The organism is Streptomyces sp. NPDC018610, assembly GCF_044391765.1.
Lineage (GTDB): Bacteria > Actinomycetota > Actinomycetes > Streptomycetales > Streptomycetaceae > Streptomyces.
Genome location: NZ_JBISAL010000004.1, coordinates 234,630 through 248,233, shown reverse-complemented (window position 1 = coordinate 248,233; position 13,604 = coordinate 234,630). Strand labels below are relative to the sequence as shown.

Here is a 13,604-nt window from a genome sequence, read left to right as displayed (position 1 = left end):
CGAGCGCGCCCGGTCGTCACGACCGGTCCCGCTTGCGATGGCGATCCGCCGTCCGGAGGGCAGCCGGCCGGTGCGCGCCGGTTCGGCCGCCCACCCTTCGCAGTCACCACCTGCGCTTCCGGGATCCTGACCGCTTCGAGCGAGGCTCAGCCGGTGGGCCGGACGTCTCGGACATCGGGCGGCACGCCGTCACGCGGCAGTCGACGGCGAGGGCAGGCGGCCGTCGCGCCGGCGAACGGCGGTCCGGCAACCGGCCACGGCCTGCCCTTTTGGTTCGGTCGGCGCGGGCGTCGAAGGTGTCGCGGTTCGCGGCGAGGTCCGCCCCGGTGTGCGGGGCGGGCACCGGTCGCTTCAGGTGGTGGTGGGCCAGGTCCGCAGCAGGGCGGCGATCTTCCCGGCGGTGCAGGCCGGGTCCAGCAGCAGGTCCTTGAGGGCGATGGCGTCCTCACGGGCGGGCTTGACCGTGATCCCGACGGCCTCGAGGTACATGACGCCGGACGCGGCGGCGACCGCGAGGTTGGAACGCTCCAGCCAGCGGCAACGGCCCAGCGTGTGCACCAAGGCCGCGGCCTTGGCGTAGGGGCCGTCGTAGACGGGCTGCTCGAACAGCTCGGCCCGGTGGCGGGCCACCGCCGAGATGGGGACGCCGTAGTCGTCGGGGGCCGGATCGTCCGCCCCGGCGGCCTCGGCGACCTGCAGGATCCAGGGGACGTCGATGTTCAGGTCCATCAGGCGGCGTGCGCCCCCCGGGCCGCCACCGTGTGCTGGGCGTCCTCGGCTTCGTCGAAGACCGCCTGGTGTTCGGCCAGGAAGCGGGCGGCGGCGTCGACCGCGCGGGCGCGCAGGCCGCTGGCGTCGTCCTGCACGAGCCGGGCGAGGTAGTCGCCGATGCTCAGTCCCAGGTCGGCGGCGCGCTTCTTCGCCAGTTCCGCGACGTCCTCGTCCACGCGCGCGCCCAGTTGTGTCTTCGCCATACCCGCATGGTAACAGCTGTTACCGCAAGGCGGAGGGTGCTGCGGGATCAGCCCGGTTAGGGCCGACCGGTTCCCGGCACGGAGGGCGGATGACCTGCCTGGTGCCCTGCTGCGTCCTCACCGGAAGTACCCGGTCGGTCCGGCTCGGTAGCATGCGACGCATGGCCATCAGACTTGAGAACGTCGGCATCGCCGTTCGCGACCTCGAAGCGACGATCGCCTTTTTCACCGACCTCGGCCTCACGGTCGTCGGGCGTGACACGGTCAGTGGTGAGTGGGCCGACACCGCCGTCGGCCTCGACGGCAATCACGCCGACATCGCGATGCTCCGGACGCCCGACGGTCACGGTCGCCTTGAGCTCTTCGAGTACATCCACCCCGAAGCGATCGAGACGCAGCCCACTCGTCCCCACGAGATCGGCATGCATCGCGTCGCCTTCTCGGTCGACGACATCGACGAGGCGCTCGAGACGGCCGCGAAGCACGGATGCCGTCCGCTGCGCGGTGTGGCGACCTACGAGGACGTCTACAAGCTCGCGTACGTCCGCGGTCCCAGCGGCATCATCGTGATGCTCGCCGAGGAGCTGAAGAAGAACTGACGGCCGACCGGGTCGATGAGGAGCCTCGTCGAGCGAGGACGACGGCCGGCCTGGCCGGTCGGGGCGGTCGGGGCGGTCGGGGCGGTCATCACCGACCCGCCGTGCCCGGGGCGGGCCCGGAGTCACGGCCAGGACACCTGCGCCTGCCGTGAGATCCTCTCCCCCATGTGCGAGAGCGAGCGCAGCCGGCGAGCGGTGGCGGGCGTCGAGGCCCACGTGCGCGGGTTCTTCACCGGCCACGCGATCACGGTGAGCGATGTCGACCTGGGACCTGGGCGGAGAGAAGCGGTTCCGGACCTGAGGATCCTCACCATCAGCCCGGGACCGCGTGCCGACAGCTGGGCATACGTCACCGCCGGCTGCTGGTCCACGGTCGAGCGGGACGGTCACGGCCTCGAATTCGTCCTCGCCGCGCCCGTGCGCGACGAACGCTTCGTCGAGCTGCTGGCCATGACCGCCCACTACCACGCCGGTCATCACCTCGATCTCGAGCACGGTCTGCCCGTCGGAGAGCCTTGGCTGCCCGGGTCGCTCTGCGACCACCTGCTGATCAGCCGTCCCTACCTCCACGGCCCTGACCTGGAGAACTGCCCGCTGGTGGATGCTCATGTCCGCATTCTCTGGGCTCTGCCGGTCACCGCGGCCGAGATGGCATACCGCCGCGAGCACGGTCACGAAGCCCTTGAACAGCTCTTCGACGAGCACGCGATCGTCCCGACCGACCCGAGAAGACCGTCCGTCGCCTGAGCCTCACGAGCATCGTCCGAGCACGAGCGGCTCACGAGCACGGTCATCGGCAGGCTGAACTCAGCGCGAGACCGGGGCAGTCGGGTCAGTGCGGTCGGGGCCTTCACGGGGTGGCGGGCCAGGGGGCGCCCTGGCCCGCCGTCGCCTCACTACGCCGTCGGCTGCTCCGGGTGGCTGCCGTAGGGCCGTGTGATGATCTCCATGCCGTGCCCGGCCGGGTCCATGAAGTACAGACCACGCCCACCGTGGTGGTGGTTGATCTCTCCGGGCCGCTTCAGACGCGGATCGGCGTAGTAGGTGATCCCGGCCTGCCGGATACGGGCGAAGGCCGCGTCGAACTCCTCGTCGGAGACGAGGAACGCGTAGTGCTGCGTGACGATCGACTCCGCCGGGACGGCGGCGAAGTCCAGGGTGACCCCGTTGCTGGTGGCCACGGGGATGAACGGGCCCCACTCGGCCCCGACTTCAAGCCCCAGGACGTGCGCCAGGAACTCGGCCGACTCCCGGTTGTCCCGGGCATGGACGATGGTGTGATTCAACTCGACTGACATGTGTGGAATGCCTCCGTAAGGCACCTCACGGCACCTCCATGTCTCACCCTGCCGGTGACCGACACGCGATGCGTGCGCATGATCCTAAGCGGCGGGGCTCACGCCGTCGAGGCGTTTTCCGGGAAGGCGGAACTTCTCGGCAGCGGCGCAGGGCCCGCCGCCGGGTACTCCGGTGACCGCCTCCTTACGGTTCGGCCGGCCGTGGCGGGGCGTGTGCGAAGGACTCGACGAGCGTGCGAGCTCCCGTGCGAGCCTGGCCGTTCTGTCTCACCGATGGGTACTGCCCCGGACGGCGAGCCGGTGGGGCACCACCACGTCCAGGGGCGGCACCTGTGCCGACGGGCTGTGGATGCGGTCCGCCAGGCACTGCAGGGCCCGTTCGGCGATCTGCCTCTTGTCGGGCACCACGGTGGTCAGCGGCGGGTGCGCGTAGCGGCCGTCCTCGATGTCGTCGAACCCGACGAAGGCCAGATCCTCGGGGACGCGCAGTCCCCTTTCGTGCGCCACGTGGAGCGCGCCGAGGGCGAGTTCGTCGCTGAAGGCGAAGACGGCGTCGGGCCGCGCCGCGGAGTCGAGCAGCGCGGTCATCGCCTCGGCTCCGTCCTGGCGGTGCAGTGACCGCACCGGCCGCCGCAGCGCCTCGTCGGGCTCCAGTCCGGCGCGTCGCAGGGCACGCAGGTGTCCCTCCAGTCGCTGGCGGGCCGTCTCGTTGTGCAGGTGGGGTTGCAGACCGATCGCGGCGATGCGCCGGCGTCCGGTGCCGAGCAGGTGGGCCGTCGCCTCGTCGGCCGCGAGGACGCTGTCGACCGCCACCCGGTCCGCGAGTCCCGGCGCGGGCTGCTCCCCCAGGAGGACCACCGGGACGTCGCGGGCGCGGGCGGTCAACTCCTCCGGGCGCAGGGACCACGGGCTGATGATCAGCCCGTCGACCACCCGTCCCCCGGTGCCTTCCAGCAGCCGCCGCTCCGCCTCGCCGTCGCCGTGGGTCTGGTCGATGACCACCGTCCAGGAGCGCTGCCGGGCGGCCTCGACGATCAGTCCGGCCAGTTCCCCGAAGTACGGCGAGTGCAACTCGGGGATCACGAGGCCGATCAGGCCGGTCCGGCCGGCGCGCAGGTTGCGGGCGGCGAGGTTGGGGCGGTAGCCCAGTTCGTCCAGCGCGGCCTGCACCCGTGCGCGTGTCTCCTCGGCGACGGGCCCGGTGCCGCTGACGACGTTGGAGACGGTGCGGATCGACACCCCGGCGAGGGCTGCGACGTCCTTCAGGCGGCTGCTCACGGTGGCCATCTTGGCACGGGCGCCATCGGCGGAACAAAGGGCGCGAGAAAGGTCGCGGCGAGGTGTTGCAACGTTGCATGCAGCGCTGCAACCATGAACCGAGGCCCGCAGTGCAAGGAGGCGCACATGAGCACGCACACTCATCCCGGTACGGCCGCCGACCAGTTGGACGTCGACGTGTCGGCCGACGTGGAGGCCCTGTACACCGACGGCATCACCGCACGGAAGGGCGCGTTCGCCCCCGAGTGGGCCGATCTGGTCCGTGAGGACATCGAGGAGGCGTTCGCCGAGGCGCTGGCCCGCCCCGGCGGCGCCGTGGGACGCGGCCCGAACCGCTACTACGTGGAGATTCACCCCGAGCAGCTCAGGGGCTTCGTCGATCTGGTCGACCACCCCTGGGTACGGTCCCTGTGCACCGCGGTGCTCGGGCCGGACTACCGCATCGTGGAGCTCGGTTTCGACGTCCCGCTGGAGGGCGCCGTCGACCAGCCCTGGCACCGGGACTTCCCCATGCCCGAGGAGACGCGGCGCGAACGCCGCCTGACCTCGCTCGCCTTCAACGTCACGGGGGTGGACACCGAGGAGGACATGGGGCCCTTCGAGATCGCGCCGGGCACCCAGTGGGACGACGGCCCGGAGTTCGAGCACGGCATGTTCCCGCCGAGGTCGCACTACCGCCGCTACGAGGAGCCGGCCGTGCGCAAGTACCCCCGGCGCGGCGACATCTCCTGCCGCACGGCCCTCACCGTCCACCGCGGCACGAGGAACCAGTCCGCCGCGTCGCGGCCCGTCCTGGTCCTCGGCGTCGACGGTCCGGAGGCGAACAACGGCGACCGGCACGACACGGCGGTCACCCGGGCCTTCTGGGAGTCGCTGCCGGAGCGCGTGCGCCGGCACCTGGACTGCCCGGTGGTGGACGAACTGCGGCCCATCACGCAGAAGCACACCATCGAGGGCCTGGTCATGGGCGACGTCTGAGACCGCCGTCGCCGCGGTGCCCTCCCGGTGCGCCCGGCCCCTCGCGCCCGCGCCGACGTCCCGGTTCCGGACGACGGATCCCGGCTCGACGCGCCCCGCCGCCGTCGATCGAATGCGCGCGGCAGGGTCTGGGCCACCGCGGGCCGTGGCCCCGTACGCCGTGCGGCGCCACCAGGGGGCGGTCGGCGGGAGCGGAGGCCCGGCCCCTCGTCCGGGGTCCGGGGCGTGAGCGTGGGGCCGCCGTGGACGGGAGTTCGAGCCGCCGGCAGCGGATCCGCAGGCCACGGCGGCGTAAGTCATACCGGCCACGGCCGTCGCCGGTCCGGCGTGCGCCTAGGATCGGGAGGGTGACGGCAAGTACCAGTGACATCGAGAAGGCAGCCGAGGTGCTGCGCGCCGGAGGGCTTGTGGCCTTCCCCACCGAGACCGTCTACGGCCTGGGCGCCAACGCCGAGGACCCGGCCGCCGTCTCGCGCACCTTCCAGGCCAAGGGGCGTCCGCCCTCCCACCCGCTGATCGTCCATCTCGGCGGCGCGGAGCTGCTCGACGACTGGGTCGAGGAGGTACCGGCGACCGCGCGCCTGCTGGCCGAACACTTCTGGCCGGGGCCGCTCACGCTGGTCCTGCGCCGCAGCCGCCGGGTGCCCCTCGAAGCGACCGGTGGCCTGGAGACGGTGGCCGTGCGGGTGCCCGACCACCCCGTCGCCCTCGCCCTGCTGGCGGCCTTCGGCGGCGGCGTGACGGCTCCGTCCGCCAACCGCTTCGGCTCGGTCAGCCCCACGACCGCGAGCCATGTCCGTACGGAGCTCGGCGACAGCGTCGACTTCGTGCTGGACGGCGGGTCCTGCGAGGTCGGCGTCGAGTCGACCATCGTCGACCTGACGGGCGACGCGCCGAGCATCCTGCGGCCCGGCGGGGTGACGCGCGAGGACCTCGAAGCGGTGCTGGGACAGCCGCTCGCGGTCCCCACGAGCAGCGGCGTCCGGGTGCCGGGCCAGCATCCGTCCCACTACGCGCCTCGCGCGCGGGTCGTCCTCGTCGAGCCGGAGAAGGTGGTCTCCGAAGCGGAGCTCGCGCGGGAACTGGGGCACCGCGTCGGCGTCCTGCTCCCGCCCGCCCTCACCGACGCCGCGGTGCGGGCGCACGCCGTGGTGAGGGTGCCCGCCTCGACGGCCGCCTACGCGCGCGGGCTGTACGGGTCCCTGCGCGAACTCGACCAGCGGGGCTGCGACCTCATCGTCGCGTCGCTGCCGGTGGAGGAGGGCCTGGGACTGGCCATCGCCAACCGTCTCCGCCGCGCCGCGGGGCCCCGGTCCACCGTGTGACCGGCGCTGGAACGGTGCCCTGACCGCGCTCACGGGTCGAGGGCGGGCGGACGTCCCGCCCGTCTGCCCTCAGTGGCTTTCCGGCCCCCCGTCGTCGAGGGCGGCCACCTCGCGTACGGCGTCGGCGACGGCCCGGTGGTCCTTCCTCAGGATCGCACCGTGGTTGCTGGCAACCGTCGCGCTGACGCGGATGTTCGCGTTGCCGGCGGTCGCCGTGCCGAGGCCGGCGCGTATCCGGTCCTGCTCGTCGCCGCGGCTGCCGAGGGACGTGCCCGAAGCGACGACGTAGCGCACCGGGACGGTGATGCCGTCCAGCACGGGGCCCAGCTCCCGCGCGCGGGAGAGCCTGCCGAGCTCGATGTTGCTGTCCGCCTGTTCCCCGGCGGTCATCCGCGGGGTCAGGCCCGTCGGACGCAGCAGCGGTGTGAACCAGCCCATCCGCCTGAACAGCTTGCGGATCCGCTGCGCCATGGCCTCGTCGAGCCAGTCGTACGGGAACGCGCCGTCGACGAGGACCGCGCCCGGGGTGCGGGCCGGGTGGCGCTCGGCCCAGTGAGCTGCGACGACCGCTCCGTAGGACCAGCCCACCAGCAGTGCCCGGTCGACGCCCCTGGCCGCGAGAACGGCGTCGACGTCACGGACGGCCGCTTCGAAGGAGTAGTCCGCCGAGCGCTTCGACTTCCTGCCGCGGGCCCGTTCGTCGAAGGTGATGTGCCGCCACCGCGGCCCCAGTTCGGCGATGACCCGCCGCCAGTAGCCCTGGGTGGCGAACTGACCGTTGAGGTAGATCACGGGGGTCCCGGGGCCACCGCTGTCGGTGACGGCCAGGGCCGTGTCGTCGACCGGCACCATGCCGGTCCACGGTGCGTGGGGCGAGGACGTGCTGTTCTTCTTCATGGGTTCCCCCTCATCGCGTGGAGTGCTTCGTCCGACTTCTCAGGGCGTCGCGTGTGGAGCGCGGGCGCCGGGGGCGGGCGTCGTCGTGGCGACGACGGCCGAGGGGGTCGCGGTCGCGGTGGAGCGCCCCCGGCCGGAGGGTCCCGGCCCTGCCCCTCGCAGGCCGCGGGTCAGAGGCTGCGGGCGGTGATGTCGCCGTGGGAGGTGGTGGCGCGGATGTCGAGTACGGCGGCGCCGTCGTTCTTGAGGGCGTTGCTGACGCGGCCGTGGCCGGTACCGGCGTCCAGGGTGGCCGGGACGCCGGCGGCGGCGCCGACCGTGATGTCGCCGGACCGGGTGCCGAGCACGACCGTGCCGCGCAGGGCCTCGGCGATCCGGATGTCGCCCCGGGCGGTGCTGATCTCCGCCGGGCCGCCCAGCCGGCCCACCTCGACGTCGCCGTCGGTCGCGGTGAGGCGGACGCTCGCCGCCTCGTCGATCTTCACGTGACGGTACGCGCCGTCGAAGACGACGTCCCCGAGGCGGCCGACGACGCGCAGCTCGCAGGCGGCGGCCTCGGCCTCGACGCGGGAGCCGGCGGGCAGTTGGACGGTGACCTCCAGGGATCCGGCCGAGCCGGATAGCCGGCTCCCGGGCTCGGAGGCGTCGATCCGCAGGACGCCGTCGGCGCAGCTGACGGTGGCCCGCTCGGCGGCCCGCACGTCGCGGCCGCTGCCGGGGTCGGCGGGCAGGATCTCGACGGTGGTGTCGGAGCGGTCGGCGGCGATGAACCGGACGCGGCCGGCGGGGACGGACAGGACGGCGGAGATCGGGGCGGGGGTGACGAACTTCTGCATCATGCTCTCCGGTGCTCGTTGTGGTTTCCGGCAACGGAAACGCTACGTTGCTTTCCAATAGACGGCAACAAGGTTGTTGCACTGGCGTCGAGTAAGTGCACGTCACAGCAGGTAAGTTGTTGCAACGGGCTGACATCTAACGCAACGGCAGCGATCACCATCATTGCAATGAGCGGTCGGTGAACGCTAAGGTGACGGAGCAGGTACCACCACGCGGCAGCACTGAGGAGAACGCGATGCCGGGAGGCAGGCTCACCCAGCAGGAACGCCGGCAGATCGCGCTGGGGCTGGCCGACAGCCTCCCCTACGCCGAGATCGCCCGGCGTCTGGAGCGTCCGACCTCGACCGTCACACGTGAGGTGATGCGCAACGGCGGCCCCACCGCCTACCGGGCCGACCTGGCCCACCGTGCCGCCGAACGCCGCGCCCAGCGGCGCGGATCCGCCCCGGTCCCGGGCGCGCGGCCGGTTCTCCAGCCGCCCGGGCGCGACGCCGAGGCCGTGGCCGAGTACGAGGAGTCACTGACCACCGTCCTCATGGCGACGGGCCTGCCCAAGATGCCGGCCAGGGTGCTGACCTGCTTGTTCACCACGGACGCGGGCAGTCTCACCGCGTCCCGGCTCGCCCAGCGCCTCCAGGTCAGTCCGGCGTCCATCTCCAAGGCCATCGCCTTCCTGGAGAGCCAGAGCCTGGTCCGCCGGGAACGCGACGAAGCCCGCCGCGACCGCTACGTCGTCGACGACGAACTCTTCTACCAGGCGACGATCGCCAGCGCCCGTTCCAACGACCGACTCGTCGCCGCCGCGCGCCAGGGCGCCGCCGTCCTCGGCCGCGACACCCCCGCGGCCGCCCGGCTGGAGAACATCGCCCGCTTCCTCGACTTCATCAGCGAGAGCATCACCCGCGCCGCCGAACAGGCCCGCGCGGTCCTGAGCACCGCACCCGCGACGCCCGCACCCGCGACGCCCGTTCACGGAACGCCCGCTCCCGCGACGCGTCCGTCTGCGGGCGGGACGGGGAGAGGCTGAAGGAGTATCTGCGTGGACGGCGCCCAGGACCATCCGAGCGCGGGCCGGCTCTTTTCGTAGACGCGGCCCCCCTCACCGTCATGTCAGCCGTGGACGAAGCCGCCTCCATAGGGGGGTGATGTGGTCGCGGCGGTCCCCCGGCGGAGCCTCTCGTCAGGGCCGCAGGCGGCAGACCGTGTGCGGGTCGGCCCCCTTGGGGCCGGGCGGTGGCGTGAGCGGTGCCTCGCTGCCCGCGGGGCGTCCGCACACGTTCACCGACCGCACCTCGCCGTCGTCATAGCTCACCCGCACGATCTCGTAACCGTGCCCGCGCTGGTCGGCGTAGGGCCGGCTGCCGGCGAAGCCGACCGTGCCGACCGGCAGGTTCGGGTTGGGGTGCCAGCGCAGGTCGGCCCAGGTCTCGGCGGCTGTCTGCGGGACGTCCCCGTTCCGCGCGGCCCGGTAGAGCACGGCCGTGGCGCTGTAGGACAGCACCGACTGCCCGCTCGAGAACAGCGCGTCGGTCCAGGGCCGTGCGGGATCGGCGAGCGCCGTCGGCCGTGATCCGGCGGGCAGCAGGTCCATGAGGACCCGGTGGGCGTCGACGTAGAAACCCGTCGTCGCCGCGAGGTCCATGGGAGCGAGGGCCACGTGGTAGAGGGTGACCTCGTCGGGGATGCGCAGGTTCTCCCCCTCCTCGTAGTTGCTCTTGGTGAGGTCGTCGCCGGTGAACACGGTGATGCCGCGTCCGGAACAGCCGGGTGTGGAGCCGAGCTGGGACATCAGGTTGGGCACGTCCTCCACCCGGCCCGCGAAGTAGAGGGCTCTCGGCACGGGCCGGCTGCCGCAGATGTCGCTGATGGGGGTGGTCAGTTCGGGTTCGCCCTCGGCGCTGAGCCGGTACGTCCGGGAGGGCGCCGGCGCGAAGCCGGCGTCGGCCAGCATGCGCTTGCCCACCCTGGCCTGTTCGGTGGTGTACAGGTCCTTCTCGCTGCCGACCGACCTGGACAGCACGACGGCCCGGGCGCCGGGCTCGCGGGCGGCCAGTTGGCGGGCGACGACCCGCAGGGCGTTCGCCTCCTCCTCGTCGGTGGCGGCCAGCCCGAACCAGTTCGACAGTCTGCGCGCCAGGTGGCTGCCGGAGTTGGTGGTGCTCACCACGGGCAGGCCGGCCCCCTTGAGGATCCGCGCGGCCTGCTCGGTCTCCGTGGTGTCGCGTCCCATGCCCACCACTCCGACGACGGAGCGGTCGCGCCGCGCCAGGTCGGCGATGTGCCGGGCCATGGGCAGCACGTGGAGCATGTTCTCGCCCGCGTTGGCCAGCAGGACCTTGATCTTGGTCGGCTGGTCGGTGCTGACGTTGGCGTAGTGCTGGTAGAGGTACACCCCCGTGATCTCCTCCAGCCCCTTGCGGGTGCCGGACTGCTCGGCGGCGGTGACCGGACCGGCGTAGACGATCGTCACATGGGCGTCGTGCGGTCCGATGGCCGCGTTCTCGGCCCTGATCGCCCGCTCCACCGCGTCGAAGGTGACGCCCTTGCCGGCGCCGGACAGGTTCAGCGTGTCGCCCTCGGCGAGCCGTACGTCCCCGGTGGCCACGCCGATGCACTCGCCGTCGTGGAGACCGGAGTCGGTGTTGGAGCCGAGCAGCCGGCCCTCGCAGTAGCGCGTGGCCAGGTAGCGGTTGCCGAGGAAGCCCGCGGCCAGGCCGAGGGCGAGGACCACGACGAGGCAGGGCCGGGACCACAGGAGCCAGGCCGGTGTCCGGCGGATCCTGTCGGTGGAGTGTTGAGCGGAGCGCCGGTGGCGCAGTTCGTCGGCGGGCATCGGTATGTGCAGGATCCACGGGAGTGCGGCGGCCCGGCCCGGGGACTGACCGGCGTTGAGGCTGGTCACCCACCGCTGGTAGCGGGCATCCGCTCCGAACGCCCCCTCCTCGTCCTCGCCTTCGGGGCGGTCCGGCCCGGCGCCCGGCTCCGGATCCACGGCGCCCGGCGGTCGCAGGCGCTCGGCCGCCGGGACCGCGGCCAGCACGAGCAGCGGGTCGACCTCGCTGCGCCGGCTGCGCACGTTGCTGAGGGTGCGGAGCAGCAGCAGACCGCCGTCGTCCTCGGTGGCCCGGGGAAGGTACACCACGGGCGGCACGGTGCGCTTGCGGCGGCGCAGGTCCAGCGCCCGCGGGCGGAAGTTCTCGCGCAGATCCTCCAGCAGCGCCAGCACCCTGAGCTCCAGGTGGAGTTGACGGGCGGTCACGTCTCCCGCCTGCGCGGCGACGACCTGCTCGGCGACGGCGAACGCCCGCCCACGGATCGTCTCCCAGGACTTCGCGGGCCGCCAGCGCGACCAGTCGGCGGCCGCCGGCCGGTCGCTGAGCGGGGCCAGGAAGGTGGTGGTCGCGAACCAGCGGCTGGCCCTGCGCAGCCACAGCAGTGGTGGGGCGCTGCGCGCGAGCAGGTGCACCAGGCCGAACACCGTCAACGCCAGCGCGCCGCCCCACACCGCCGTACGCCAACCGCCCTCCCCCAGCAGCACGCTGAGGCATGCGATGAACATCGCCCCTACGAATCCGGACGGGTTGACGACGGCGCCGACGGCCTCCGCCAGTGCCGGAGCGCGGCGCCGGCCCTCGCCGCCGTCCGGACCGCCGCCGGGCCGCCAGCGCAGCTCGGCCAGTCTGCGCATCAGGCGTTCACGGCGCTCCGCCGCCGTCCACACGGTCGTGACCTCGGCGCCGACCTCGGGCGCGGCCTGTTCGATCGCCCGCAGCAGGCGTGAGCGCGGGAACGCGAAGGGTTTGTACTGCGACTGCCGCGCGTTGTCCCAGGAGTGCTCGCACAGTTGGCGCACCATGTCGACGGCCGAGGAGTAGGTGTCCGGGCCGCCCCCGCCGTCGAGCCGTTTGGCGATCAGTCCCCGGGGCTGCTGGCTCCGGCGGACGAACTCCACCACCTGCGCGACCCGCCGGTCGAGGGCGCCGGTGGCGTCCTCCTCGGTGGCCTGCAGCACCACCAGCGGGGTCACCGGGGGGTTCGCCCGGAAGCCGTCGATGAGCCGCCTCATGAGGGCGAAGACCGCGTCGGCCGCCTCCACCTCGGCACTGCCTGTCCAGACCCGTCTTCCCATGTGCTCCGCCCCCGTCACATCGGCCTGCTCGAACATCAAGTTCGATGGGGATACCCGGACCGGAGTGCCGCTGCACCCCGGAGGCCCTGTGAAAGTCGGGGCGTACCGGGTCGGTTCCTCGGCCCGCCAGGGCGGGACACGGCAACTCGCTCCGGACGGCCGCGATACGCGCTCCGGAGCCACCGGCGGAGCAGGACCGGCCTACTTCGGCCGGCCGGTGGTGAGCGCCTTGCCGTACACCGTGGAACTGCGCCGGACCGTCATGCCTATCCGCTCGTACAGCGACAGCGCACCGGTGTCCGAGTGCGTCCAGAGCGTACAGGTCCGCTTCCCCCGGCGGTGGAACGTGCGGAACGTGTCCCGCAGGAGCATGCGGGCGATCCCCCGGTCGCGGTGGTCGCGTCGTACCGCGACCCGCTCGACGTATCCCTCGCCGGTGTCCGGGACGTCCAGCGACAGCACCGCGCCGACCATCTGGTCGCCGGCGAAGGCCACCGGTGACGCCCCCGGCTCGAACGAGGAGCGTTCGACCGTGTGCCGCGCCCATTCCTCGTAGGTCTTCCGCCGCTGTTGCCACTCGTCGAACGCGTCCTCGGTGAGTTGGTACGCCGCTTGTTCGTCGCCGGGCCGGAACGGTCGTACGGTGATGCCCGCCGGAGGCTCGGGAACCTCGGGTTCGACGGGCATGGCGATCTCCAGCAGCCACTCGGTGACGAGCGGGGAGTATCCGCGGGACCGCAGGAGAGCGACCGCCGCGTGATCGTCGTCGGAGACGGTCTGGGCCAGCCGGTCGCCTCCGAGTCGCCCGGCCCGTGTCTCGGTCCAGCCGAGAAGCGAGCCGCCGAGGCCCCGTCCGCGGTGATCGGGGTGCACGTGGACCGTGGCCCGCCGCCCCTTCACCCAGCCCCAGCCGGCCGGCTCTCCTCCGGGGCCGCGCACGAGCAGCGTGTCGGACTTCAACTCCAGGCCGGGCAGGGCGAGATCAGCGGTGATGTGGTCGGAGCCGGTCGTGACGCGACCGTGCAGCGCGTGTTCGCAGGCGGCGACCAGACGGTGGATCGCGTGGACGTCGGCGGTGGTCGCCGGGCGGCTCCGGTAGCCGACCGGCAACCACGGCGAGGAGGAATCAGGCATGAGGTGAACCCTGTCCCACCCCTATGCGCCTGTCGAGCGGATTGCCGGGCGGCCCGGCCGCGGGGCACGACAGCGCCCGGCTGCGGGGCACGACAGCGGCCCGGCCGGCCGCGCTCGGGGAAGCCGCGCTCCCGGCCGGAGTGCCGGCCGCACTC

13 protein-coding genes are annotated in these 13,604 nt (G+C 72.7%); 5 read left to right on the top strand and 8 right to left on the bottom strand.

Annotated elements, in window-relative coordinates:
- Positions 1-351: 351 nt before the first annotated feature.
- Positions 352-729 carry a fic family toxin-antitoxin system, toxin component gene (locus ACH5A8_RS12965; protein ID WP_399001059.1) on the bottom strand — a complete coding sequence of 126 codons (378 nt, stop codon included), beginning with the start codon at positions 727-729 and terminating at the stop codon, positions 352-354.
- Positions 729-974, bottom strand: a complete 246-nt coding sequence (locus ACH5A8_RS12960; RefSeq protein ID WP_399001057.1) for a hypothetical protein — start codon at positions 972-974, stop codon at positions 729-731. The genes ACH5A8_RS12965 and ACH5A8_RS12960 overlap by 1 nt, the downstream gene beginning before the upstream one ends.
- Before the next feature lie 161 nt (positions 975-1,135).
- Here ACH5A8_RS12960 and ACH5A8_RS12955 point away from each other — a divergent pair, with 161 nt between their 5' ends.
- Together ACH5A8_RS12955 and ACH5A8_RS12950 are read left to right on the top strand one after the other, a co-directional pair.
- Complete coding sequence (locus tag ACH5A8_RS12955) at positions 1,136-1,573, top strand: VOC family protein (protein WP_399001055.1); 438 nt, start codon at positions 1,136-1,138, stop codon at positions 1,571-1,573.
- Between the two features lie 165 nt (positions 1,574-1,738).
- Entirely contained in the window at positions 1,739-2,320 is a 582-nt protein-coding gene (locus tag ACH5A8_RS12950; RefSeq protein WP_399001053.1) for a suppressor of fused domain protein, read from the top strand.
- Between the two features lie 149 nt (positions 2,321-2,469).
- Here ACH5A8_RS12950 and ACH5A8_RS12945 read toward each other — a convergent pair whose 3' ends face one another.
- Both ACH5A8_RS12945 and ACH5A8_RS12940 read right to left on the bottom strand, forming a co-directional pair.
- On the bottom strand, positions 2,470-2,871 hold the full coding sequence (locus ACH5A8_RS12945; protein ID WP_399001051.1) for a VOC family protein: 402 nt from the start codon (positions 2,869-2,871) through the stop codon (positions 2,470-2,472).
- A 267-nt stretch (positions 2,872-3,138) separates the two neighbouring features.
- Positions 3,139-4,149 (bottom strand): LacI family DNA-binding transcriptional regulator, encoded by a 1,011-nt coding sequence (locus ACH5A8_RS12940; RefSeq protein WP_399001049.1) that lies wholly within the window; start codon positions 4,147-4,149, stop codon positions 3,139-3,141.
- A 126-nt stretch (positions 4,150-4,275) separates the two neighbouring features.
- Between ACH5A8_RS12940 and ACH5A8_RS12935 the strand changes: the two genes are divergently transcribed.
- Positions 4,276-5,127, top strand: a complete 852-nt coding sequence (locus ACH5A8_RS12935) for a phytanoyl-CoA dioxygenase family protein (RefSeq protein ID WP_399001047.1) — start codon at positions 4,276-4,278, stop codon at positions 5,125-5,127.
- Between the two features lie 347 nt (positions 5,128-5,474).
- Positions 5,475-6,452: an L-threonylcarbamoyladenylate synthase gene (locus ACH5A8_RS12930; protein WP_399001045.1), complete on the top strand. Its 978-nt coding sequence runs from the start codon at positions 5,475-5,477 to the stop codon at positions 6,450-6,452.
- 69 nt (positions 6,453-6,521) lie between these two features.
- Here ACH5A8_RS12930 and ACH5A8_RS12925 read toward each other — a convergent pair whose 3' ends face one another.
- On the bottom strand, positions 6,522-7,349 hold the full coding sequence (locus tag ACH5A8_RS12925) for an alpha/beta fold hydrolase (protein WP_399001043.1): 828 nt from the start codon (positions 7,347-7,349) through the stop codon (positions 6,522-6,524).
- 170 nt (positions 7,350-7,519) lie between these two features.
- The gene (locus ACH5A8_RS12920; protein WP_399001499.1) at positions 7,520-8,185 is read right to left on the bottom strand and encodes a DUF4097 family beta strand repeat-containing protein; all 666 of its coding nucleotides are present in this window, start codon (positions 8,183-8,185) and stop codon (positions 7,520-7,522) included.
- Positions 8,186-8,421: 236 nt separating this feature from the next.
- On the opposite strand from ACH5A8_RS12920, the gene ACH5A8_RS12915 reads away from it, so the two are divergent.
- Positions 8,422-9,213, top strand: coding sequence for a helix-turn-helix domain-containing protein (locus ACH5A8_RS12915; RefSeq protein ID WP_399001041.1), 792 nt, complete (start codon positions 8,422-8,424; stop codon positions 9,211-9,213).
- Between the two features lie 153 nt (positions 9,214-9,366).
- On the opposite strand, the gene ACH5A8_RS12910 is transcribed toward ACH5A8_RS12915, so the two are convergent.
- The gene (locus tag ACH5A8_RS12910; protein ID WP_399001039.1) at positions 9,367-12,315 is read right to left on the bottom strand and encodes a hypothetical protein; all 2,949 of its coding nucleotides are present in this window, start codon (positions 12,313-12,315) and stop codon (positions 9,367-9,369) included.
- Positions 12,316-12,516: 201 nt separating this feature from the next.
- Positions 12,517-13,449: a GNAT family N-acetyltransferase gene (locus tag ACH5A8_RS12905; RefSeq protein ID WP_399001037.1), complete on the bottom strand. Its 933-nt coding sequence runs from the start codon at positions 13,447-13,449 to the stop codon at positions 12,517-12,519.
- Positions 13,450-13,604 lie beyond the last annotated feature (155 nt).

What these genes read in the sequence shown, in the direction of transcription:
- ACH5A8_RS12910 (WP_399001039.1), bottom strand. Translation starts at nt 12,315, where the DNA reads ATGGGAAGACGGGTCTGGACAGGCAGTGCCGAGGTGGAGGCGGCCGAC.
- ACH5A8_RS12960 (WP_399001057.1), bottom strand. Translation starts at nt 974, where the DNA reads ATGGCGAAGACACAACTGGGCGCGCGCGTGGACGAGGACGTCGCGGAA.
- ACH5A8_RS12920 (WP_399001499.1), bottom strand. Translation starts at nt 8,185, where the DNA reads ATGCAGAAGTTCGTCACCCCCGCCCCGATCTCCGCCGTCCTGTCCGTC.
- ACH5A8_RS12905 (WP_399001037.1), bottom strand. Translation starts at nt 13,449, where the DNA reads ATGCCTGATTCCTCCTCGCCGTGGTTGCCGGTCGGCTACCGGAGCCGC.
- ACH5A8_RS12945 (WP_399001051.1), bottom strand. Translation starts at nt 2,871, where the DNA reads ATGTCAGTCGAGTTGAATCACACCATCGTCCATGCCCGGGACAACCGG.
- ACH5A8_RS12925 (WP_399001043.1), bottom strand. Translation starts at nt 7,349, where the DNA reads ATGAAGAAGAACAGCACGTCCTCGCCCCACGCACCGTGGACCGGCATG.
- ACH5A8_RS12950 (WP_399001053.1), top strand. Translation starts at nt 1,739, where the DNA reads ATGTGCGAGAGCGAGCGCAGCCGGCGAGCGGTGGCGGGCGTCGAGGCC.
- ACH5A8_RS12935 (WP_399001047.1), top strand. Translation starts at nt 4,276, where the DNA reads ATGAGCACGCACACTCATCCCGGTACGGCCGCCGACCAGTTGGACGTC.
- ACH5A8_RS12955 (WP_399001055.1), top strand. Translation starts at nt 1,136, where the DNA reads ATGGCCATCAGACTTGAGAACGTCGGCATCGCCGTTCGCGACCTCGAA.
- ACH5A8_RS12915 (WP_399001041.1), top strand. Translation starts at nt 8,422, where the DNA reads ATGCCGGGAGGCAGGCTCACCCAGCAGGAACGCCGGCAGATCGCGCTG.
- ACH5A8_RS12965 (WP_399001059.1), bottom strand. Translation starts at nt 729, where the DNA reads ATGGACCTGAACATCGACGTCCCCTGGATCCTGCAGGTCGCCGAGGCC.